Origin of the sequence: Maribacter sp. TH_r10, assembly GCF_033101095.1 — a bacterium.
GTDB classification, from domain to species: domain Bacteria; phylum Bacteroidota; class Bacteroidia; order Flavobacteriales; family Flavobacteriaceae; genus Maribacter_A; species Maribacter_A luteus.
Genome location: NZ_JAWMPY010000005.1, coordinates 73,394 through 95,985 on the forward strand (window position 1 = coordinate 73,394; position 22,592 = coordinate 95,985).

Here is a 22,592-nt window from a genome sequence, read left to right on the forward strand (position 1 = left end):
ACCGTAAGCGCAAGAGCCCGTTCTGATAATTGTCATGTGTTTTTGACCCTATACATCGTATATTTGCGGTACACAAATTTTTCACATGAGCCATTTGATCCAGAAATATAATATTCCAGGGCCGCGATATACCAGCTACCCGACAGTACCTTATTGGGATCAGGAAACCTTTTCCAACGCGGAATGGATGAGTACCCTCAAGAAAAGTTTTGACGAGAGTAACGAAGAGGAGGGGATAAGCCTCTATATTCATTTGCCGTATTGTGAAAGCCTTTGTACGTTTTGTGGATGCCACAAGCGCATAACGAAAAGGCACGATGTAGAATCACCCTATATTAGTGCTGTGTTGAAAGAGTGGGCACTTTATTGCGACCTCTTAGGTTCTAGGCCCAAGATTAAAGAAATGCATTTGGGTGGCGGTACCCCTACATTTTTCTCCCCTCAAAATCTTAAAATATTAATCAACGGAATATTCGAATTGGCCGATAAGGCCGATGCGTACGAATATAGTTTTGAAGGTCACCCGAATAATACGACAAAAGAACATTTGCAGGCATTGTTTGATGTAGGTTTCCGTAGGGTTAGTTACGGGGTGCAGGATTATAATGAAAGGGTTCAAAAGGCAATTCATAGGATTCAACCTTTTGAGAATGTAAAAAAGGCGACCGAAGCTGCGCGGGAAATCGGGTATACATCCGTAAGCCATGATCTAATTTTTGGTCTACCACACCAAACGTTGGAGCATGTTGAGGAAACCATTTTAAAGACCAAATCCTTAAGGCCCGACCGTTTGGCGTTTTATAGTTATGCCCATGTGCCTTGGATAAAAGGGAACGGTCAACGTGGTTTTAAGGACGAGGACTTGCCAAGTCCCAATGCAAAGCGTCAGCAATATGAGGAAGGTAAGAAATTGTTGACCAAAGTCGGCTATAAGGAAATCGGAATGGATCACTTTGCTTTGGAAAGTGATAGTCTTTACCAATCTATGGTATCTGGTAAGCTTCACAGGAATTTTATGGGTTATACGGCTTCCAAAACACAGGTTATGGTCGGTTTGGGCGCATCCAGTATTAGTGATAGTTGGTATAGTTTCGCGCAAAATGTCAAGAGTTTGGAAGAATATGAGCGATTGGTCGGGGATAATGTTATTCCGATATATAGGGGCCATATCCTAACGGAAGAAGATAGGGTCATAAGAAAGCATATATTGAATTTAATGTGTCGATTTAAAACCGCATGGGGGACTGAAGAAAGTTTTTTTCCCGAGATTTCATTGGCCAAGGACAAGCTTGCCGAAATGGAACAGGACGGTTTGGTGGTATTTGGAATAGATGAATTAAGGGTCACAGAAAAAGGCCAGCCCTTTATTCGTAATATTTGTATGGCTTTTGACGTTCTATTACATAGAAAAGAACCTGGAACAAGGTTGTTTTCCATGACAATTTAAAATTTGAACTAAGTTATTAAACCTACATTATGAAAAAAATAGTAGTACCCGTTGATTTTTCCGAACAATCAGAGTATGCTTTAAGAGTGGCAGCATCATTGGCTGAAGAACATGGAGCTGAGATTTTGGCTCTGCATATGTTAGAATTGAACCAAGCTATTGTCACCTCATCAGAAGCTTTTCATCCCGAACAGACCGTTTTTCTAATAAAATTGGCAGAAAAAAGGTTTACTGAATTTCTGGATAAACCGTATCTTGATGGAATAAAGATAACGCCAATCGTAAAGCATTTCAAAGTGTTTAGCGAGGTAAACGATGTGGCTACTTCCAATGAAGCCGATTTGATCGTAATGGGTTCCCATGGGACTGATGGTTTAAAAGAGATTTTTGTCGGTTCCAATGCCGAGCGTGTGGTTCGTAATTCTGACATACCTGTATTGGTGATCAAAAAAGAGCAAATTAATTTCAAGGCACGTAAGTTCTTATTTGCAAGTGGCTTTAAAGAAGAAAGTATTGAAGCCTTTCATAAAGCCAAAAATTTTGCAGGTTTGCTTTCAGCAGAATTGAAATTAGTTTATATCAATACGCCAGGTGATGATTTCTTGAGTACCAGCGATGCGAATGAAAGAATTTCGAAGTTTTTAAGTAAAGCCGGTGTAGATATCAAAGTTGATATTTACAATGATTATAGTGTCGAAAACGGAATCTTGAATTATGGGGATGAAATAGCCGCGGATATCATTGGTATTCCTACACATGGTAGGCAAGGCCTGTCCCATTTCTTTATGGGTAGTATCGGTGAGGATATTGCCAATCACTCCAATGTGCCGGTTGTTACCTTTAAAATATAGAGAATACTTCAATTTATTGAAATAAATACGGGGAAATCAAGTTATTGGTTTCCCTGTATTTGTACCCTAAACACATTGCGGTTATATGGTCAAGAGCCGAAAATAGCATAAATAAAGTACTCTGCGTATCTTCTGATAGCCACAAGTGAGGTACTAAAAGGGGAAGAAGTTACCGATGAAAATGAGGCTAGTAGCCTGTTTTTTGAAATTGAGTTTTAGAAGAAGCATTGAAAAATATGCTATAAAAAAGGGAAGTCCGTAGTGGCTTCCCTTTTTTTAAAACACAATTATGAACAGCAATAAGAATTAAGTAGGTATTGGGGTAATAAAACTGGTTGGTTAATTGGTATTTAAGTTTATTGGTTTATAAAAAAAAGGTTTTTTATACATAATCGTGTTATAATATTTGTGATAAGGCCGTTGGTTTTATTTTTGTTTATTAGTTATTATCGTTGGAAGGTATTACCGAAAAATTTTCTATTTTTTTTCCTTTTTTGATCGTTTTGAATTTTTTGTAAAGAACAGGTGCGAATGATATGGCGACCATCATGGAACCCAATAGAACCAAGTTCAAAGCTGGAAGGAAAAAATCACTGAAAGAGAAAACCCCGATAATGAGCAACGTTGAAAAAGGTAATGAACAAGCCAGTATATTCACGCCAAAGTTAATATCGAAAGTCGGTTCTTTCTGTTCGTCTTTATCCTCCATTGCACTTACCGTACTCATATGGGCATAAGGCCAAAAACTGCATGAGCTCTGTGGAAACACCACCAAGAGTAAAATCATGGCAGGGGCAAGGCTCGGCACTAATAGAACAAAGATTCCTGATAATAAAAATGCGATTCCGGCCCGCCTGACCAATAAAGATAAGATCATACCGAATTCCCCTGGGTTGATGCGCACAGCCATACCAATGAACAATAATACCAAAGGCGTCATCAAAACTTTCATACTCAGTACGGTATTTTGAAGAAAACCGGGTAATGAGGTCAGGTTTAGCCCAAAGCTTAACATTATCAATCCTAAGATGATCACTATGTTGATCGGTTCGTTTATCAAGGACATCACTAAACTTTTAAGTTTACCACCCGTAGACGAATCAGCTTCTTTTATGGATCGTTTATGGTACCAATGCATTGCCAGCAGATACAGGAGAATAAGGCCAAATACCTTATTGCCTACATCTGCAAGGGCAGCCAAAGCAAGGGAGTCTTCCCCAATATAAACAACAAGAAATGGGAAACATGATAATCCGGGTGCTAAGGAGGGCAATAGCATCATTAAAGTTCTTTTTTTGGCATTTTCCTCTGTAGGCAATGTGCTCGCAAGAACATATTTTGAAGCCAGTAACATTAAAAGGTTAAAACAGAGTGCCAATAAAGGAAATACCAATAGTGTTCCCTTTAATTCAATTTTAAGTAAAGCGGCGAAAATTGTTGCAGGTAAGGCAACGCTAAGAACTAGGACTTTAACTCCCTTTAAGTCCTGTTTTGCGACTTTTTTCTGCAAAAATATTCCCAAACCTATTATAATAAGGAGTTCCAGGGTTTTTTGTAAGGCAAAATTCATATCTAATTAAGTTGTGTTTTAAATTTTTTCATCAATTGCCGGTAATAAAGGCCCGAAGCTAGATTTAATGTTCATCTAGCTTCAAGCACTTATGGCTACGAGCATTTTAAACTTAATCTAGACTAGAACTTTGTCCAGCGCAGCTGTAAATAGTTTCATTTCGTCCATGGTACCCATACTTACACGACACCAGGTTTTGTCCATGAATTCGAAAGCCCTGACGCCTACTTTTTCAGCGGTCATTTTTTCTAAAAAGGCCTTGCCTTCCATTTCAATAGGGAAAATCATGAAGCTTGTATAGGATTCAACTGGTTTATGTCCCATTTCCTTCAGTGCTTCAAAGACATATTTTCTAGAAGCGGTATTCAGGTCCCTAGATTTTTTTTGGAATTCAATGTCGTCCATACTGGCCAACGCGGCAAAGATCGAAGTGAACGATATTCCCATACCGCCTCTTGTTATTTTTTCGATTCTTGCCAAGGTTTCAGGTGTTGCCAAACCGTATCCTACCCTAAGGCCGGCCATACCGTGTATTTTTGAGAAGGTTCTTGCTACAATAACATTCTTGCCTTCTTTTACCAGTGGCGCCATGCTATGTACTTTATGTCCGTCTTCCAAAAAGCCTAAATAAGCTTCATCTACGAAAACCGGGACTTTTTCAGAAACCCGAGAACAAAAATCCATTAACTTTTTAGAATCCGTGATGGTTCCTGTTGGGTTGTTGGGGTTACATATATATACCAGTTTGGTGTCTGCGTCAATGGCCTTTTCCATGGCGTCCAAATCGTGGGACCAATCATCTTTTAAGGGAATGGCTTTCCATGTACCGCCTGTCGCCTGAGCAACTTTGATCAACGACATATATGAGGGATCGGCAGAAACCACATTGCCACCATCCTTGAAAAATACCATGGCTGTTTTTTCCAAGATATCCGATGAACCGGGACCCATGATAATGTTCTTGGATTCCAGGCCTTCATACTTGGCTATTTTATCCATAAGGTCGAACAGTTCTTGCCAAGCATAACGATTACCTTTATAGGCCACTTTCTGTAATGCCTCAACGGCCATTGGTGATGGTCCGTATGGATTTTCATTGGCATTCAGTTTTGCGGCAAGATCTACGGAATTGGTTACGTTATAAGGTAGGTACTCTTTGAAAAAAGGAGTGTAGGGAATATTTCCTTCTGCATCTATCGTTATGGGGCGGGAGGAAAATGCACCATGTGATAAGTAAGGTGCGGCCATTACACCGGCTGCGGTTAGCATGCCTTTTTTTAACCATTCTCTTCGGTTCACTGTTGTAGTTTTCATAATATGTGTGTTTTAATTTATTATTCTGTTAATTCGATTCCACGGGATCAGCGTTGCTGCCAATGTCGCCCGCTGCTAAAATCGTACCTGAGCTGTCATATATATTGATATGGGCATCCAACGTCATTAGGGAATCATAAAAAGAATCATCGGTGACCACATAGAATTTACTGTCACTAAGTTCACCCGTACTTCCATCTACATCATAAGTAGAGAATGATACTGAAGATTCATCACCAATTGCCCCGTTGAGTATACTGACGGGAAGCATTTCAGAATCAGGTGTATTGTATAGGGAAACCTGAATAAAGGTTTGTGAAAGGGTTGGTTCGTTCCAGAAAACCACTCGTCCGTATACATCGGAATCGTCATCTACAGAACTAATGGTGTAGGCCATGTAGCTCGTTAAAGTTCCGCCACCTTCGGCAGCTTCCAACTCAGGCTCCAATCTGTCTTGTTCGCAAGAAAAAAGCCCAACACCAAGGAGTATTATAAATATATTTCTTAAGGATATTTTCATAGTTGTGATATTTAAATTCATTTATTGACAAATCTTATAGACTAAAGGTTAACCTTCCAAAGTAGTAGGCTCCGTTAGATCCTTGCTGATAGTTGGAGTATAGATAAAACCCTCTATTTTCATTCCTTTGAATTTCTGGATATTGGTTGAAGATGTTATTTCCACCAACGGTTAAACTAAGTTTGTCCGAAAACGCATAGGTGACACCAAGGTCAACTGTGAACTCAGGTGTATAAAATTGATCGGCATAACCATAGCTGCCATCTGACAAAGTGCCTTCGTAGGAATCGAGGGCGGTAACACCTCCCCAACGAACACCTGTAAGCATGGTAGACCATTTTCCTATTTTATATGTCAAGGTTCCCAAGTATTTGGAACTTGGCGTTCCTTTTTCGAATTGGCCAATGGAACCTCTGGTAATATACTTGTCAATAAGTTCTTCTTCTGTCAATACGGTATTCAATTCAGGAACAACGGCTTGGTCAAACTTATTCTCCCTTAATGTTGCTGATAAAGTAAAATCCAATTTACCGGTCCCTATTTTGGTATCGTAGTTTGCCACTATTTCAACACCTTTGGTGCTAATGTCTCCTCCATTGATCCTGAAACTGGCTTGCCCAGCGCCGATAATCGGTTCTAAAACAGGGGCATCGCTTGAAGTGAATTGGGAGGTTGTGAAAATCCTATCCTTTATCTTGATTGAATAAGCATCGACTGTCAAGTTGAAGTTATTGGTAATCTTTGCGGTAAAACCAACACTGAGGTTTCCTGAGGTTTCTTGATCCAATATGTCCAATCCTATCGCTTTGGCGGCAGCACTACCATTACGATAAAGAACAGCATCGTAGGGGATCTCATCAATAAAATAGGTATAACCTTGAGAGTAGTTCAATTCTTGTAAAGAAGGGGCCCTATAACCAGAGCTATAAGAACCTCTTATAGAAAAGTTATCTCCGATTGAATATCTTGTAGCTATTTTTCCTGTCATTACATTTCCAAAATCAGAGTAGTTTTCTATACGCAACGCGCCACCTACGAAGAAATCTTCGGTAACATCAAGTTCTACATCTAAATAACCGGCAATGACCGAACGCCATGTGTCACTTTCATTTATTGGTGAAAAACCATTGAAACACTGGCATCCCGGAGAATATCCTTTTACTTGGTATTGGCTTATACCGGCGTACTCCAACTCTATCGGGTCACCGTTTACATCAACAATCTGGTTTCCTCCAAGATCTTCCAAAGGAAAACCATCAGGACCGATTAATGCTTGGTTATCTTCAGTTGCAGTGGTAAAACCTGCATCTCCTGAGGTGTAACTTTCAACCTGTCCGGCTTCGATGGCATAGTTTTCAACCCTGAATTCTATTCCTCCGGCAACGTTTAGTCCTTCTAAAACATCATCATAAAACTTTGAAACATCAAAATTGCCCGTATTCTGTAAGAAGCTGTGTTTACCTACGTTCATATCAGTAGGTGAACTATCCCCGAGACTTGCGTTCCAAGTGTTGAACATTCCTATGTTCATAGTGTTCTTTCCGAATGTGTTACTAAAATCAAAATCGTAATCACCTATTTTACCTGAAACCCCTGCGGTTAGGCCTAAGTTGGTCTGGTTGGTGTACATTTGAGGTCTGAAACCATTCGGGTACAAGTAATAACTTGTTCTATCTGATTGGTTGGCCCTTCTGTAGTAGCAACTGAAACCTTCGGTATATTTAAAACCTAAATCACCATAAGAATAGAAATTTACATCATCGTTTACTGGGATTTCAAGATTGAATCCTAGTCCGCCTTGGTTGATCAATGGGTTACCGGCATAGGTTGCAACATCATATTGCTCCAGTCCCCTGGCATCCATTAAACCAGACACGGTTCTGAGCTCATCGGCCAAAGCGGTGTTGCCAGCGGCAAGTGCACTTACCAATTCTGGGTTGGTTATTATTACATTACCATCGGTAGAGGTGGTTTGGTTATTCAAATAATCATCGCTATATAGTGTAAACCTGTCTTCTGGGAGTACACTGGCCCTAATGGTTCTGTCCGCTTGTTTAAACATTCCGGTAATATTCAAGTACCCTCCATTGTCAAAGGAAAATCCGTAATTGCCATCGAATTGGTAATTAAGTCCGTCTGGATCACCCGTACCGGCTTCAATAAGGCCAATTTCTTCTTCTGAAAGATCGGAATAGCTAAAATCTGGAGATTGGTTGGTGTACCCGCCAGCGGTTAAGGTTCCGGTAAATTTGTCGGTTCCTTTCTTAAGGATAATGTTAATAACCCCTGCAATGGCATCGGAGCCATATTGAGCGGAGGCCCCATCCCTTAAGATCTCAACACGTTCGATAGAACCTGAAGGGATAAAACTCATATCTACAGAGTTGGCATCGGTACCTGTTTGTGTACCTGCCAAAAGTGCCGAAGTGTGTCTTCTTTTCCCATTGATCAGTACTAGCATTTGATTTGGTGCAAGTCCCCTTAAAGAAGGAGCTATGACTTGGGAGGCCAAATCCCCACCTTGTGATTGATAGGCCGTGAATGAAGGCGCTGTTTTCGTCAGCATTTGGGAAAGATCCACTTCGGGCATATTTACAGCGTTTTCACTAATGGAAATAACATCTATTGGCACCGCGGTCTTAAGTTTTGTTCTTGGCTGCCCTCTGGAACCGATAACGATGGCCTCGGTCAATTGTTCGGCAGATTCTTTAAGAGTTAAATTAATGGTAGTTTGCCCATCTATGGCTACCTCTTCGGTAGCATAACCTATGTAAGAAAATACCAAAGTGCCTGTACTCGGGGCGTTCGGTATGGTGTAGTTTCCGTCAAAATCGGAGATTACACCTATTGTTGATCCCTTGACTCTTATGTTTACACCAGGAAGGGGGCCTGAACTATCGGATGTTGTTCCTGAAACGGAAATGTCTTGTGCATTTACCAGAAAAACTGAATTTATCAGTAGGAGTGTTAGTAAAAGAATTTTCTTCATAAGTCTTGAGTGTTAGTAGTTAAATGCTCATTTGAACCACACGGTAAAGAGGCACTAGGTATGGGCTAATGCATCTATAACATATGGTAAAGAAAAGTTCCGGACACTTTTTCTGTTGCTTTCAATGGTCGATAATCAACCAATTGTAACAGAAGCAATATTAGTTAGAGTTTGTTTGAAATAAAAACAAGGAAATTGCGAAAAAGATATAAATAATGAGTCTATATAACTAAAAGGCTGAATAAAATGTAGTAAAATAAAAAAACACTAACAATAATGCATAATGTAAAACGGTATATCTTAAAAACCTGCTTTATTGATATTTATCGTTTTTCGGGCATTTTTATCATAACTATAATCCTCCCTTTGTCAAAATGAATTATATGCATCATAAGGCGAATTATATTAATAAAAAAACACCAATAATTAAAAAAGACTAAATTATATTTACTAAAACAGAGTTAATGGTGTATAATATGTAGATATTTAAAGGTCTTGATTAACATTGTTAGGGTCATTTCATCAGAAGAGATAAAGTATAGAATATGAAGAATAAATTAGATCAAATCGATTTTAAAATCATTTCCATTTTAAGTGACGAAGCGCAAATGCCCTATACCGAGGTTGCCAAAAAACTTATCGTATCCCCTGGCACTATTCATGCCCGTGTAAGAAAAATGAAAGAGATGGGATTGATCACCGGGGCCAGCTTAAATTTGGATTATTCAAAAATTGGGTGGAAGTTAACGGTGTTCCTAGGAATCTATTTAAGTAAAAGTTCCCTTTATAAACAAGTAATGGATGATCTGGTAAAAATCAATGAAGTTGTGAAGATTCATCATACCACCGGTAAATTCGATATCTTTATTAAGATGCATACACGGGACAGTATGCATTATAGAGAGGTATATCAAAATCAAGTATTGGCCATAAATGGGATAAAAGGTGTGGAATCTTTTATTTCAGTGGAAGAAAAGCTCATTAGACACATTCAATTCGATTCCTAAAATTTTCTACTTCTTTGATGATTTCCTAGCTTATTTTCTTAATCATACACTGTTTTAAACACTTTTATTTTTAAAGCCGTATTTTCTTCCCCTCATTTTATTGTACAAAACTATAGGCAAGATAGGGTCCTTTTTTAGGAGAGGCTAATGCTTGTAGGCGTGCCAATTTGTGATGTTTGTAACTTTTTGAACAATTTGATACAAAAAAATATGATATCCATGATATTTTGCGTTAAATCAAGTTAAAAAATATCAAGTACACAATATAATAGCTTATATTTGTTATATTAATAAAAATAGATGCCTTTAATTATAAATTTACAGTTATGAAAAAATTCGGTTTACTTCTTGTGGCGATATTGTTTTTGGGCTCAGGTTATATATATGCAAATAACAAACCTATTTCCACTAAAAAATTAACTACGCAGATTTCTAAAATTTTAATGAACAATCCGATTCCGGATGATATCAAAGGTTCTGTAGCTGAATTGCGATTGGCTATCGATAGCTTTGGAGAGATTAAAGTGTTATCGATTAATACTGCAGATCAAGAACTTGAAAGTTACCTAAAGGAAAATATTGAAAATAATATGGTCAATGTAGGTACTTTTAAACCTGGCAAAGTATATCGCATCCCTGTTTTGGTGAGTGCGGATAAAGAATGATTTAATCTGGAGCACCTGATTAAGGAATATATTGAAAATATAGAAAAGCCGATGTTTTACAGCATCGGCTTTTTTTGGTCTTTGATTTAACCGGTAATAAGAATTAACCTTTAGGCTGTTATTATGGCCGTGGTATTTTTCTTGACCTCTATTTTATAAATAATTCAATATAAGTTGTTTTGACTATCAGGGTGTTGAAAGAGAATATACTAATTGGATAAAAAAATGGGCGTGTGTTAATGGCATATATTAGAATGGCAGAAAGGATTTCTCATTCTTTATATCCTTTACCATGTCTTCTATGGTTTTATGTTCAAGGTTATCAAGAAGGTTTTCTCTATAAGATGCTGCGAAATCATGTAAAGGGCATGGGTGATCACTATTGCATCGATTTATACTTAATAAGCAGGCGTTTAAGTTGCTGTCGCCATCAATAATAGTAATAACATTGATCAAAGGGGTTGCCATATTTTTTTCATTAAGGTAAAAACCTCCATTAGGGCCTCGAGTTGAAGATACAACGCCATGTTTTGTAAGGTCTTGTAATAATTTGGAGATATAGGCTTGAGGAACGTTAATGGGTTCACTGAGGTTCTTAGCCATGATTTTATTCGATTCACTGGCGTTTACAGCCAAATAGAGTACCGCCTTCAGGGCGTACTTAGAAGAATTTGAAAACATATATTTACTGGAATTTGTTTTAACAAAGATTAAAAGATATTATTATCCGAAATATGACTTTTATCATTTTAATATTGATTTAAGCACTTTAGTTTTACGGTCTAATTTAATAAAATGTTTAACATGAAAATAGTATTAAAGAGTACAGCGATTCTTTTTTCATTACTAATGCTCAGTTGTGGGGGTAAAGAAGAAAAGAAAAAAGAAGGGTTTAGTGTAAAGCAAAAAAAGGCGACCACTGAGCAGGTTGCAGAAGTTCCGGTCGCTACTGAAGCAAAAGCTTCGGAGCGTATTGATTTGGTTAACAAGGGTGTAGGGCCAATTAAATCGGTAACATTGAATGAAACCGTTGATGAGGCAATGGCTGCAGAAGGTAAAGAGGTTTATGACCAAATGTGCTTGGCTTGTCACCGAATTGGGAAAAAGTTCATAGGTCCCGCACCTAATGGCGTTTTGGAAAGAAGAACACCGGAATGGGTAATGAACATGATTCTTAATCCTCAGGAAATGGTTACAAAAGATCCGTTGGCCAAAGATCTTTTAGCGGAATTCAATGGGTCTCCAATGGCCAATCAAGGATTGACAGAAGAGCAGGCGAGAGCCATTCTTGAATACTTTAGGACACTTTAACCAACAATCATATGAAAACAACAACCAAATTTAAACTATTGTTTAGTTCATTTTCAATGCTACTATTATTTGTAGGCTGCAAAAATGAAGCAAAAACAGAAACCGATACTACTTCTTCATCAACAACTGAAGTAGCAGAGAAACAGGGCCAAGCCTTTATTGAGGACGATGGCTCTACTCCAAATGTACTGCAGATAGCCATCGGTTCGCCCGATCACACCACTTTGGTAGCGGCTGTGCAAGCTGCGGGACTTGAGAATGCACTCGTAAATGCTGGGCCTTTAATGGTTTTTGCTCCAACTAATGAAGCTTTTGAAGCCCTGCCAGAAGGTACGGTAGGGAATTTACTGAAACCTGAAAACAAGGATGCTTTGGCGAATATTCTAAAGCATCATGTTACTGCCGGAAATTATTCCAAGGATTTTTTAAAGAAATTCAAAAAACTGGGGCAAGCAAATGACCAGAATACCACAGTAGAAGTAAAAGGCGAGGATGTGTATGTTGGTGGAGCTAAAATCATAGCTAGTGTAAAAGCTGGGAATGGTATCGTACATGTCGTCGATAAGGTCATAATACCTCCGACAGAAGAATAAACAACTCAATTAAACATAAAAACAATCACAATGAAAAAAATCAATTATTCAATACTTGCCCTTTTAGGTCTTGTAATGGTTTTCACCAGTTGCAACGATTCGGGCAAGAAATCTTCCAATGGGGCACTTGCATCCAACAACGCCGAAAAGGTGTACGTTGCACCAGGAGAGCAAGATGAGTTTTATGCATTTATGTCTGGGGGTTATAGCGGAAACCTTACGGTTTACGGACTGCCGTCAGGTAGAATGTTCAAGGAAATTCCTGTTTTTTCGCAATTCCCTACTTCCGGGTATGGCTATTCCGAAGAGACCAAACCTATGTTGAACACCTCTTTTGGTTTTGTTCCATGGGATGATTCCCACCACCCAGATATTTCACAGACCAATGGTGAATTGGACGGACGATGGATTTTCATCAACGGAAACAACACTCCACGTATCGCAAGGATAAGCCTTTCTACTTTTGAAACTGAGGAAATAATAGAATTGCCAAACAGTGCCGGTAACCATAGTTCTTCTTTCATAACTGAAAACACAGAGTATGTTGTTGCAGGTACCCGTTTTTCCGTGCCGGTACCTCAAAGGGATATGCCTATCAATGAATATAAAGGCAATTTTAAAGGGGCACTTTCCTTTGTAAGTGTGGATCCTGAAGATGGTAGATTGGATCTTAAGTTCCAAATAATGATGCCTGGCTTCAATTATGATCTTTCACATCCGGGTCGTGGAAAATCCCACGGTTGGTTCTTCTTCACTACGTATAATACAGAAGAAGCGAATTCATTGTTAGAGGTAAATGCATCTCAAAACGATAAAGATTTTATCGCGGCTATTAACTGGAAGAAAATCGAAGAGTATGTGAACAATGGTGGTGGCACAAAAATGCCGGCCAATTATGCACATAACGTATATAGTGATGAGACCCACACAGCAACTTCTACCATGGAGAAAGAGGTATTGACAGTTGACCCCACCAAAGTTCCTGGTGCGGTTTATTTCTTACCGACCCCAAAATCACCACACGGTTGTGATGTTGATCCTACCGGGAATTATATTATAGGTAACGGAAAACTATCAGCTGATCTAACCGTTCATTCTTTTGATAAGATGTTGGCCGCTATTGAAGGTAAGAAGTTTGATGGTGAAGCTTACGGAATTCCTATCCTTAAATTTGATGATGTTCTTGCCGGAACGGTAAAAAGCGGAGGTTTAGGCCCCTTGCATACCGAATTTGATGGTAAAGGAAATGCTTACACAACATTCTTTATTTCTTCAGAAGTTGTTAAATGGAAATTGGGGACTTGGGAAGTAATCGACAGGAAACCTACGTATTACTCGGTAGGTCACTTGATGATCCCTGGAGGTAACTCTGCAAAGCCTTTTGGTAAGTATGTTGTTGCCATGAACAAGATCACTAAAGATAGATATCTTCCGACAGGTCCTGAATTGGAGCATTCTGCACAGTTATATGATATTACTGGCGATAAGATGGAGCTCATTTATGATTTTCCAACGCATGGTGAGCCCCATTATGCGGCCGGTATACCAGCGGAGATCCTAGCACCTAAATCCCAAAAAATATATAAGCTTGCAGAAAACAAACACCCTATGGCCACATTAAGTGTTAATGACGCAAGGGTTGAACGTAAAGGAAATGAAGTTCACGTTTATATGGCAATGATACGTAGTCACTTTACCCCGGATAATATTGAGGGTATCAAAGTTGGCGATAAAGTATATTTCCATATCACCAATCACGAACAGGATTTTGATGTGCCACATGGTTTTGCAATGATCGGAGCTAATAATTCAGAGCTTTTGATTATGCCAGGACAAACGAAATCATTGGTTTGGGAGCCTAAGGAAGTAGGGGTATGGCCATTTTATTGTACAGATTTCTGTTCAGCTTTACACCAAGAAATGCAGGGTTATGTTCGGGTGTCACCTGCTAATTCAAATATTGACCTTTCTTGGTCTTTAGGCGAATAATCTACACCGAAATTTAATATTTGATTCGATTGAAAGCGGGCAGTGAATATGATTTGCCCGCTTTTTTTTCAAAATGCCAGCAACCTTTTCAAAACCAAACACAATATAAACCATCAAATAATTTTAGTGATGAAAAAAGCAAGTGTGTTAATGATCATCGGTCCATTATTGCTATTAGGACTGTATTTTTTTCCATTATGGAATATTATGTTGGGTGCGCCCCAATATCCCGAACCCTTAGGTATGAACATTCATATTACTGGAATTCAGGGGGTTTCGGAATTTGATCTTCAAAATATAGACGGACTCAATCACTACATTGGTATGAAGGTGATTCCAAAACCGGAAGATATGTGGGAGTTCACGGTTTTTCCTTACGTAATCGGTGGTATGGTTGCATTAGGTGTAATCATAGGCATATTTGGTCTTATGCACAAGGTTAGCTATAAATGGTTTTTAGGCTGGTTTATCTTAATGAGTATTTTAGGTATCTTGGGAATGTATGATTTTAATGCTTGGCTTCTTGACTATGGCTCAAACCTTGACCCTCATGCAATTATAAAGGTGGTCAACCCGGACGGTACACCAATGACGTATAAACCGCCATTGTTGGGATATCAGAAAATGTTGAATTTCGACGTTACCTCCCTACCCCATACAGGGGCGTATATGATGTTCATAGGTATGATGTTGACGGTCGTTGCATTTTTTGTTGGGAAAAAAGCCATAAAGCCTAAAACACCCTTAAGTTAATCAGTGTAACCCAATAAAATATAAACCCATGTTAAGTAGATTCTTTCTTTTTGTCGTAGTAATTGTTAGTATGGTATCTTGTACGGTAGGTCCAAAACCTATTGATTATGGTGCTGATGGATGCCATTTTTGTTCCATGACCATTGTAGATCGGCAGCATGCCGCTGAGATAGTAACTAAAAAAGGTAAAGCTTATAAGTTCGATGCTGCAGAATGTATGATGAATCATCTCAAGGATGTTGATGTAGCTACGATCGAACTTTTTTTGGTCAATGATTATCAAGATCCCGGAGAGTTGATCAATGCACAAGAGGCTACTTTTTTAATCAGTAAAAGTATTCCAAGCCCTATGGGCGAATACCTGTCAGCTTTTAGTTCAAGAAAGGCAGCGGAGCAGATTGAAACTGAAAATAAAGGACAGTTGTATTCTTGGGAAGAATTGAAAGCAAGATTCAAAATAGAATAATGGTACTTAATTAAGGGTTGTTCGTAAGGGCAAATCACGTCCTTTTATTTCGATTGCCTTAGTATTAACAATAGATCATTCAAGATGTACGAGATAAACAGTCAAATAGCTGAACAAGGCTTTAATAAATTCCAATTACAAAAATTGGTAAAAGCTACCCATTATGAAGTCCTTAATATAAGTTTGGAAAAAGGTGAAGTTTTTCCGGAACACACCTCACCTACCCACGCCCATTTAATAGTACTTCAAGGTGAAATAATATTTCATATCAACGGAGAGAACTTTCGCTTAAAAGAACAGCAATATTTTAATTTTCCCAAAGAACAAAAACATTGGGTCGAAGCAGTGGTAGATTCTAAATTTTTGGTCGTCAGGTAATGAAGCATTTCAGTAAGCTACTCGTTTTTATATTATTGCTTATGGGAACTTCCCTTTGGGCCAAAACCATTGTGGTATGTCAGGACTGCGAGTTGGGATCCATAAAGGAAGGAATTGCGGTGGCCGTTGATTTTGATACACTTCTCATCAAAAAAGGTACTTATAAGGAATACAATATCCTCATAGATAAACCTCTGACCTTGTTGGGTGAGAATTATCCGGTTATCGATGGTGGGAAAAGAGGGGAGATCATTCGTATCGTTTCCGATAATGTTACTGTAGACGGACTTTTTCTGATCAACGTCGGTACCAGTTATACAACTGATTATGCGGCCATAAGGGTGGTTAAAAGTGAAAATTTCATCATACAGAATGTAGTGTTGGAAAAACTTTTTTTCGGTATCTATTTAGAAAAATCGAACCATGGCAAGGTGTATCATAACAAAATAATCGGTGATGCCGTAGATGAGTATAATTCCGGAAACGGAATTCAATTATGGTATTCCCACAATGTAGTGGTGGATCGCAACATTGTACAAGGGGTACGGGATGGTATTTATCTGGAATTTTCCGATCATATAACCATCAATAACAACCAAAGTACCAACAACCTAAGGTATGGCCTGCATTTTATGTTTTCCAATGATGATACGTATACCAATAACACTTTTCAAAACAATGGGGCAGGGGTTGCCGTCATGTTTTCTAAACGTATTTTAATGAAAGGCAATACATTTAGACAAAATTGGGGTTCGGCCGCTTTCGGTATGTTACTGAAAGAAATAAACGATGCCGAGATAATTGATAATACCTTTGAGGAAAACACCATAGGAATAAACATAGAGGGCTCCAATCGTATTACTTATGAAGGTAATGACTTTATTAATAACGGATGGGCGGTAAAAGTACTGGGGGCCTGCTACACCAATTCATTTGTGAAGAATAATTTCTTATATAACTCTTTTGATATTTCGTATAACAGTAAATTGAACGACAATAAGTTCGAGAACAATTATTGGAGCAATTATACGGGATATGACTTGGATAAGGATGGTATTGGGGATGTGCCTTACAGACCGGTGAAATTGTTCTCTTACATCGTGAACCGAACTCCGGAAACTATAGTTTTGTTGCGAAGCCTCTTTATGGATATTATCGATTTTTCCGAAAAAGTATCCCCGGTCTTTACTCCTGATAATCTTATGGATGCAATGCCTTTAATGAAAAAAACAGAATGATACAGATAGAGAATCTACATAAGAAATTTGGCAAGAACCAAGTACTTTCCCATTTGGATCTACGTATTGATGAAGGGGGTATTTTTGCCGTTTTGGGACCCAATGGATCGGGAAAGACCACATTGATCAAAAGTATTTTGGGAATGGTCGTTCCCAATAAAGGGAATCTTTCCGTACTTGGGGCATCCATTCGAAAAAACTGGAAATACCGGCAAGAAATCGATTATTTGCCACAAATAGCCAATTTTCCGGGAAACCTCAAAGTCAAGGAATTGATCCGGATGATAAAGGATCTACGCCAAAAACCCAGTAATGAGCAAGAGCTAATTACACTTTTAGGCCTTGAGCCTTTTTTGGATAAAAAACTAGGTACCCTTTCAGGGGGCACCAAGCAAAAAGTAAATATCGTTTTGACCTTTATGTTCGATAGTCCATTGATCATCCTTGATGAGCCTACCACAGGTCTGGATCCTGCTTCCTTACTTAAATTAAAGGATCTGATCCAAAAAGAAAAGTCAAAAGGGAAAACGATCTTGATTACGACCCATATAATGCAATTCGTTGAAGAAATGGCCGATGAAATCGTGTATCTGTTAGAGGGTAATATTTACTTTAAAGGCACTATCGACGAATTGATGGCCAAGACCGAACAAAATGATTTTGAACATGCCATAGCGGCAATATCAACCCATACAACAAATGCTTAAGATCCTTAAATATAGTTTTTACGATTTAATGCGAAGTCGATGGAGTTATGTGTACTTCTTGTTTTACTTGGCATTAGGATTCGTGCTTCTTTTTTTGAACCACGACCTTTCTAAAGCTGTGATCACCCTAATGAACGTGATCATTGTTCTTGTACCTTTGATCAGTACGATCTTTGGGGTAATGTATTTTTATAATTCTAAGGAATTTACAGAGCTACTTTTGGCACAACCGTTAAAACGATCCTCGATTTTCTTGGGACAATATTATGGGGTTGCAGGTTCCTTGACCCTTAGTCTTATATTAGGATTGGGGATACCGTTTATCCTATACGGACTTTTTCAGAGCGATGCCATCTGGGACTTTTCATTGCTATTGGTTACAGGGGCATTTTTAACCTTGATTTTTACGGCTTTGGCATTCAATATAGCTTTATCTAATGAGAATAAGATAAAGGGCTTTGGTTATGCGGTTCTTATGTGGTTGTTCTTGGCGGTTATTTATGACGGATTATTTTTGTTGTCACTGATAATTTTTGAAGAGTACCCCTTAGATTCTTTTTCTTTGGCCGCTACCACCTTTAATCCTATCGATTTGTCACGGACCTTGATATTGTTGAAATTGGATATTTCTGCTTTGTTAGGGTACACGGGAGCCGTGTTCAAATCTTATTTCGGCACTAATTTAGGATTGTTCATCTCTTTGGGTATGTTGGTACTGTGGACCGTTCTTCCTATTTGGCGATTGGCCTACAAATCCAAGCGAAAGGATTTTTAGACTATTTTCGTACTGATAAATAGAGGCTGGTCGTAATTATGAACCTGAGAAACCATATACATTTAGCGCTGGGTTATTTTATTACGGCGGCATTTCTTGGGTTGTTATTGCGGTCATTCCAAATTTTTGAGTTTCCCTTTAATTATAAATTCATAGTTCACGGGCATTCCCATATAGCGCTTTTGGGTTGGGTTTATGTGGGGTTAACTACTTTATTGTTCAAGTTGTTCTTGGTCCAAGAAGGGCTCAATCGGGAATATCGACGTATTTTTTGGTTTACCCAGATAACCTTGGTCGGTATGTTGGTGACCTTCCCCTTTCAGGGGTATGCGTTTTTTTCCATTGTTTTTTCAACCTTGTTCCTTATTGCTTCCTATTGGTTTACTTGGTTTTTCGTTAAGAATGTACCAGTTGGTTTAAAAAGGGCAAGTTCATACCAATGTATTCGTTTTTCCCTCATGTATATGGTGCTTTCCAGCATTGGTCCTTGGTTATTGGGTATTATCATGAACACTCTGGGACCAGGGTCTGTTTGGTATCGGTTGGCCATTTATTTTTACCTACATTTTCAGTATAACGGATGGATGGTGCTAGCCTTAATGGGTTTATTTTTTTATGTGCTGGAACAGCGTAATATTATTATACCCAAGAAAATGTTCACGACCTTTTTTTGGAGTATGAACTTAGGAATCGTGTTCACTTTTTTTCTATCCACCTTATGGACAAATCCCCCTGTCATTATGTTTGCTATGGGAGGGCTTGGAGCCTTTTTTCAAATTATCGCTTTTGGTATTCTTATTGGTGTCGGGTTGAAGTCAGATAAGAAACTGATTGAGGTTTTTTCTCCATTCCAAAAGAATGTCTTCCTAATGGCAACCATTTTTATAGGGATTAAAATATTACTACAGTTAATGACTGCATTCCCTTATTTTTCTAATCTGGCGGCCACAATAATTGATTTTACGATTGGGTATTTACATTGGACGTTCTTGGGTGTTGTGTCCATTTCCTTATTTCTGTTTTTCGATTATTTTAAATTGTTGAAATTACCTGTGATAGGTTATTTTATATACCTCTTGGGCTTTATAACGACCGAAGTTTTTATTTTTTATAAGGGGATTATGGCATGGCAAAGGTGGCCGTTGTTTGAAGACTATAATAGGGCCTTGGCCTTAGTGAGCTTATTGCTCCCTATGGGGCTAATTGCGATATTGGGATTTAATTTAAGGATTAAAAAAAACGAAATCTAATAATGTACGGGAATCGAAATTTATTTGGATCTATGCTGATACATGTGCATAAATAACATGGTGCTCATTTTTTGGGCCCTGTTTTTTGCAATCCATGCCGTTTCCCCTTCAAACAATTCGTCCAATGTTTGGAACCAAAGGTTCAGCCAAAACCCAAAGTGTTCCGGTGTAATGCTCTGGTTCGTTTTTTCATCAACTTCTTCATGGGCGGTTACAGGGTTTCCAAAGTATTTTCTTTTTAAAAATAGCTGAGTCTCCCAGAAATCTGTCAACAGTTCTAAATGGGCATCCCAATCGTTTATGATATTATTGAAGATTGGGCCAAGTACTTTGTCTTTTCTGACTTTTGCGTAAAACGTATTGACCAATAAAGAAACATCTTTTCTGTCTTTAATATCTGTCTTGGTAGCCATTGATTCTTGTTTTGGGATAAAGCTAAGTGAATTTTTTGTAACTCATTACGGCCAGCCCGTTCATGGCGACCGCATAGAGCAAAGTCTTTGCCAATTGGGGTAAAATATCTGTAAATCCTGCACCTTTAAGCATTACCATACGCATTACCTGAACAAAATACTTGATCGGGTTGAACTCGGTCAATAGCTGTGCCCATTGGGGCATACTTTCAATCGGGGTGAATAAACCGCTCATTAAAATAAAGATGACCATAAAGAACCAAGCGATGAACATGGCCTGTTGTTGCGTGTCGGTGTAATTGGAGATAAACAAACCTATTCCCAGTATAACAAGAATATAAACAACCGTATAACCGTACATAAGAAAGATACTGCCTATAATAGGTACATTGAACAGTAATTTTGCAATGATCAATCCTACGGTCAATAAAACCAACCCCAAAACAAGGAAAGGAAAAAGCTTGCCAATAATGAACTGGAATTTTTTGATCGGGGTTACGTTTATCTGTTCCAAGGTGCCTATTTCCTTTTCCCTGACCACATTCATCCCAGAAAGGAAAAGGGTGATCATCGTAACCAATAACACTAGGATTCCGGGTACCATGAACGTTTTATAATTCAAGGTTTCGTTGTACCAAAACAACGGAATGGTCTCTATGGTCTGTGGTCGGTCATTTACCGTGTCGTAGAGCATTAAGTCTACCTGTACGTTTTTATTGAATTGTTGTATGATCTGTGTAACATACACGTTTTCAACTCCGGCCGCAGCACCGTCAATGGCATTGATTGTTACGGATAAATCAGTTTTCTTTTCCCTTACAAGGTTACGGTCAAAATATTGGGGAATCTCCAGTATTACATCAACATCACCGTTTAACATGGCTGATTTCGCCATTTTTGCCGAAGGAAAATCTGAAAGCACGTTAAAATAGGTTGAGGCATTGAATTTCTCCACCAATTCCCTGGAATAGGGGGTTTTGTCATTGTCGATATACCCGAATTTGATGTTTTTGATTTCAAACGTTGCCGCATTGGAGAGTATGATCAGTTGTATCAATGGCATCATAAAAATGATAGGTAGCATGGCCTTATTCCTGAAAATCTGCCTGAATTCCTTTTGTATGATATATCGAATGATGTTCATGTTCCTTTTAGATGCTAGAATCTAGAGACTAGACCATAGATTTATTTTATTATATGTTTTCGCCTCCCCTGTTTTTAACTTAGTGTCCCGTACTGTCCTCTTCATTCCAATCTGATTTTATACTTTTTTATACTTATGGTTATGAAGAACAAGGTCATTCCTATTAAGATCAATGTTTCTTTCCAAATAAAGTTCAAGCCTACACCTTTTAGCATTATTCCCTTTATGATGATTATAAACCATTTGGCCGGAATGATATTACTTAAGATCTGTAAGGGTAGGGGCATGCTGCTAAGGGGAAAAATAAATCCCGATAAAAGAATCACGGGTAACATTAAGCCCATTAGGGAAGCCATCATGGCGGTCTGTTGGGAAGAGGCGATCGTAGAGATCAGTATTCCTAAAGAAAGGGCATTAATGATGAAAAGGATACTTTCGGCCCCCAATAGCATAAAACTACCTTGAACCGGCATTTTGAATACGAAAAGGCTCAATAAGATGATGACGATCGCATTAATAACGGCAAGTAGTATATAGGGCACCACTTTTCCAATGATTACTTGAAATGGTTTTAAAGGCGAGACCAATAATATTTCCATAGTACCGAGTTCTTTTTCCCGGGTAATCGATATGGAGGTCATCATGGCCGAAACCAGCATTAGGATAACCGTCATGACTCCTGGAACGAACATAAAAACACTCTTAAGTTCCGGGTTATAGGCCAACCGTACCTTAGGTTCTATTTGATAGGATAACTGAATTCCCTGATTTAGGTCTTGTTGATAGTTTTTTAAGATAGAAGTCGTGTAATTACTGATGGTGTTGGCGGTATTGGGGTCGGTAGCATCTGTTAAGATCTGGATGGTCGCCTTGTTATCGGTTATCAGTTTTTTGCTAAAATCCTTTTCAAAATTCAAGACCGCTTTGATCTTCCCTTTTTTAAATACGTTTTCGATCGATGCCTCATTGTCTATGACCTGTTTGATGCTGAAATATTTTGATGCTGAAATTTTGGCGATTATTTCTTTTGTGGTCGCATCTTTAGATTGGTCCAGGATCGCAATATCAACATTGTTTATCTCATTGGTGATGGCAAATCCGAAAAGTAAGACCTGTACAATGGGCATACCGAATAGGATGAACAGCGAGCGTCTGTCCCTCAGGATGTGGTAAAACTCTTTTTGTATGAATCCTATGAATCGTTTCATGCTG

At 38.5% G+C, this 22,592-nt stretch carries 22 protein-coding genes; 14 read left to right on the forward strand and 8 right to left on the reverse strand.

Annotation, left to right across the window (positions count from 1 at the left end; all coding sequences use genetic code 11):
- The first annotated feature begins 85 nt into the window (after window positions 1-85).
- The gene (gene hemN / locus R3X28_RS13135) at window positions 86-1,447 is read left to right on the forward strand and encodes an oxygen-independent coproporphyrinogen III oxidase (RefSeq protein ID WP_317664841.1); all 1,362 of its coding nucleotides are present in this window, start codon (window positions 86-88) and stop codon (window positions 1,445-1,447) included.
- Window positions 1,448-1,476: 29 nt separating this feature from the next.
- Entirely contained in the window at window positions 1,477-2,298 is an 822-nt protein-coding gene (locus tag R3X28_RS13140; protein WP_154364407.1) for a universal stress protein, read from the forward strand.
- A gap of 439 nt (window positions 2,299-2,737) precedes the next feature.
- On the opposite strand, the gene R3X28_RS13145 is transcribed toward R3X28_RS13140, so the two are convergent.
- The 4 genes from R3X28_RS13145 to R3X28_RS13160 form a co-directional block, all read right to left on the reverse strand.
- Entirely contained in the window at window positions 2,738-3,868 is a 1,131-nt protein-coding gene (locus R3X28_RS13145; RefSeq protein ID WP_317664843.1) for a permease, read from the reverse strand.
- Window positions 3,869-3,985: 117 nt separating this feature from the next.
- A complete protein-coding gene (locus tag R3X28_RS13150) occupies window positions 3,986-5,182 on the reverse strand; it encodes a pyridoxal phosphate-dependent aminotransferase (RefSeq protein WP_154364400.1) in 1,197 nt (398 codons plus the stop codon).
- Between the two features lie 28 nt (window positions 5,183-5,210).
- Window positions 5,211-5,702: a hypothetical protein gene (locus R3X28_RS13155; RefSeq protein WP_317664845.1), complete on the reverse strand. Its 492-nt coding sequence runs from the start codon at window positions 5,700-5,702 to the stop codon at window positions 5,211-5,213.
- A 34-nt stretch (window positions 5,703-5,736) separates the two neighbouring features.
- Entirely contained in the window at window positions 5,737-8,691 is a 2,955-nt protein-coding gene (locus tag R3X28_RS13160) for a TonB-dependent receptor (RefSeq protein ID WP_317664847.1), read from the reverse strand.
- Between the two features lie 545 nt (window positions 8,692-9,236).
- Between R3X28_RS13160 and R3X28_RS13165 the strand changes: the two genes are divergently transcribed.
- Both R3X28_RS13165 and R3X28_RS13170 read left to right on the forward strand, forming a co-directional pair.
- Window positions 9,237-9,698, forward strand: coding sequence for an Lrp/AsnC family transcriptional regulator (locus R3X28_RS13165; RefSeq protein WP_154364394.1), 462 nt, complete (start codon window positions 9,237-9,239; stop codon window positions 9,696-9,698).
- Between the two features lie 326 nt (window positions 9,699-10,024).
- On the forward strand, window positions 10,025-10,363 hold the full coding sequence (locus tag R3X28_RS13170; protein WP_282055361.1) for a hypothetical protein: 339 nt from the start codon (window positions 10,025-10,027) through the stop codon (window positions 10,361-10,363).
- Window positions 10,364-10,612: 249 nt separating this feature from the next.
- On the opposite strand, the gene R3X28_RS13175 is transcribed toward R3X28_RS13170, so the two are convergent.
- Window positions 10,613-11,044, reverse strand: coding sequence for an RrF2 family transcriptional regulator (locus tag R3X28_RS13175; protein WP_154364390.1), 432 nt, complete (start codon window positions 11,042-11,044; stop codon window positions 10,613-10,615).
- 123 nt (window positions 11,045-11,167) lie between these two features.
- Here R3X28_RS13175 and R3X28_RS13180 point away from each other — a divergent pair, with 123 nt between their 5' ends.
- The 10 genes from R3X28_RS13180 to R3X28_RS13225 all read left to right on the forward strand — a co-directional run bounded on the left by R3X28_RS13180 (window position 11,168) and on the right by R3X28_RS13225 (window position 19,823).
- Window positions 11,168-11,674, forward strand: coding sequence for a cytochrome c (locus tag R3X28_RS13180; protein ID WP_317664850.1), 507 nt, complete (start codon window positions 11,168-11,170; stop codon window positions 11,672-11,674).
- 11 nt (window positions 11,675-11,685) lie between these two features.
- A complete protein-coding gene (locus R3X28_RS13185) occupies window positions 11,686-12,267 on the forward strand; it encodes a fasciclin domain-containing protein (protein WP_317664852.1) in 582 nt (193 codons plus the stop codon).
- Window positions 12,268-12,297: 30 nt separating this feature from the next.
- Entirely contained in the window at window positions 12,298-14,256 is a 1,959-nt protein-coding gene (gene nosZ, locus R3X28_RS13190; RefSeq protein ID WP_282055359.1) for a Sec-dependent nitrous-oxide reductase, read from the forward strand.
- A gap of 129 nt (window positions 14,257-14,385) precedes the next feature.
- Window positions 14,386-15,009 carry a hypothetical protein gene (locus R3X28_RS13195; RefSeq protein WP_154364383.1) on the forward strand — a complete coding sequence of 208 codons (624 nt, stop codon included), beginning with the start codon at window positions 14,386-14,388 and terminating at the stop codon, window positions 15,007-15,009.
- A gap of 28 nt (window positions 15,010-15,037) precedes the next feature.
- Window positions 15,038-15,475 carry a nitrous oxide reductase accessory protein NosL gene (locus R3X28_RS13200; protein WP_154364381.1) on the forward strand — a complete coding sequence of 146 codons (438 nt, stop codon included), beginning with the start codon at window positions 15,038-15,040 and terminating at the stop codon, window positions 15,473-15,475.
- Between the two features lie 84 nt (window positions 15,476-15,559).
- Window positions 15,560-15,853 (forward strand): cupin domain-containing protein, encoded by a 294-nt coding sequence (locus R3X28_RS13205; RefSeq protein WP_154364379.1) that lies wholly within the window; start codon window positions 15,560-15,562, stop codon window positions 15,851-15,853.
- A 41-nt stretch (window positions 15,854-15,894) separates the two neighbouring features.
- On the forward strand, window positions 15,895-17,091 hold the full coding sequence (locus R3X28_RS13210; RefSeq protein ID WP_317664858.1) for a nitrous oxide reductase family maturation protein NosD: 1,197 nt from the start codon (window positions 15,895-15,897) through the stop codon (window positions 17,089-17,091).
- Entirely contained in the window at window positions 17,088-17,798 is a 711-nt protein-coding gene (locus R3X28_RS13215; RefSeq protein ID WP_154364375.1) for an ABC transporter ATP-binding protein, read from the forward strand. Before R3X28_RS13210 ends, R3X28_RS13215 begins: the two co-directional genes overlap by 4 nt.
- Window positions 17,791-18,573 carry an ABC transporter permease gene (locus R3X28_RS13220; RefSeq protein ID WP_154364373.1) on the forward strand — a complete coding sequence of 261 codons (783 nt, stop codon included), beginning with the start codon at window positions 17,791-17,793 and terminating at the stop codon, window positions 18,571-18,573. Before R3X28_RS13215 ends, R3X28_RS13220 begins: the two co-directional genes overlap by 8 nt.
- 38 nt (window positions 18,574-18,611) lie before the next feature.
- Complete coding sequence (locus R3X28_RS13225) at window positions 18,612-19,823, forward strand: hypothetical protein (RefSeq protein ID WP_317664861.1); 1,212 nt, start codon at window positions 18,612-18,614, stop codon at window positions 19,821-19,823.
- 20 nt (window positions 19,824-19,843) lie between these two features.
- On the opposite strand, the gene R3X28_RS13230 is transcribed toward R3X28_RS13225, so the two are convergent.
- From R3X28_RS13230 to R3X28_RS13240, 3 genes are all read right to left on the reverse strand, one after another.
- Complete coding sequence (locus R3X28_RS13230; protein ID WP_282055350.1) at window positions 19,844-20,236, reverse strand: group III truncated hemoglobin; 393 nt, start codon at window positions 20,234-20,236, stop codon at window positions 19,844-19,846.
- A 22-nt stretch (window positions 20,237-20,258) separates the two neighbouring features.
- The gene (locus tag R3X28_RS13235) at window positions 20,259-21,380 is read right to left on the reverse strand and encodes an ABC transporter permease (RefSeq protein WP_317664864.1); all 1,122 of its coding nucleotides are present in this window, start codon (window positions 21,378-21,380) and stop codon (window positions 20,259-20,261) included.
- Between the two features lie 101 nt (window positions 21,381-21,481).
- Window positions 21,482-22,588: an ABC transporter permease gene (locus R3X28_RS13240; RefSeq protein WP_317664866.1), complete on the reverse strand. Its 1,107-nt coding sequence runs from the start codon at window positions 22,586-22,588 to the stop codon at window positions 21,482-21,484.
- Window positions 22,589-22,592 lie beyond the last annotated feature (4 nt).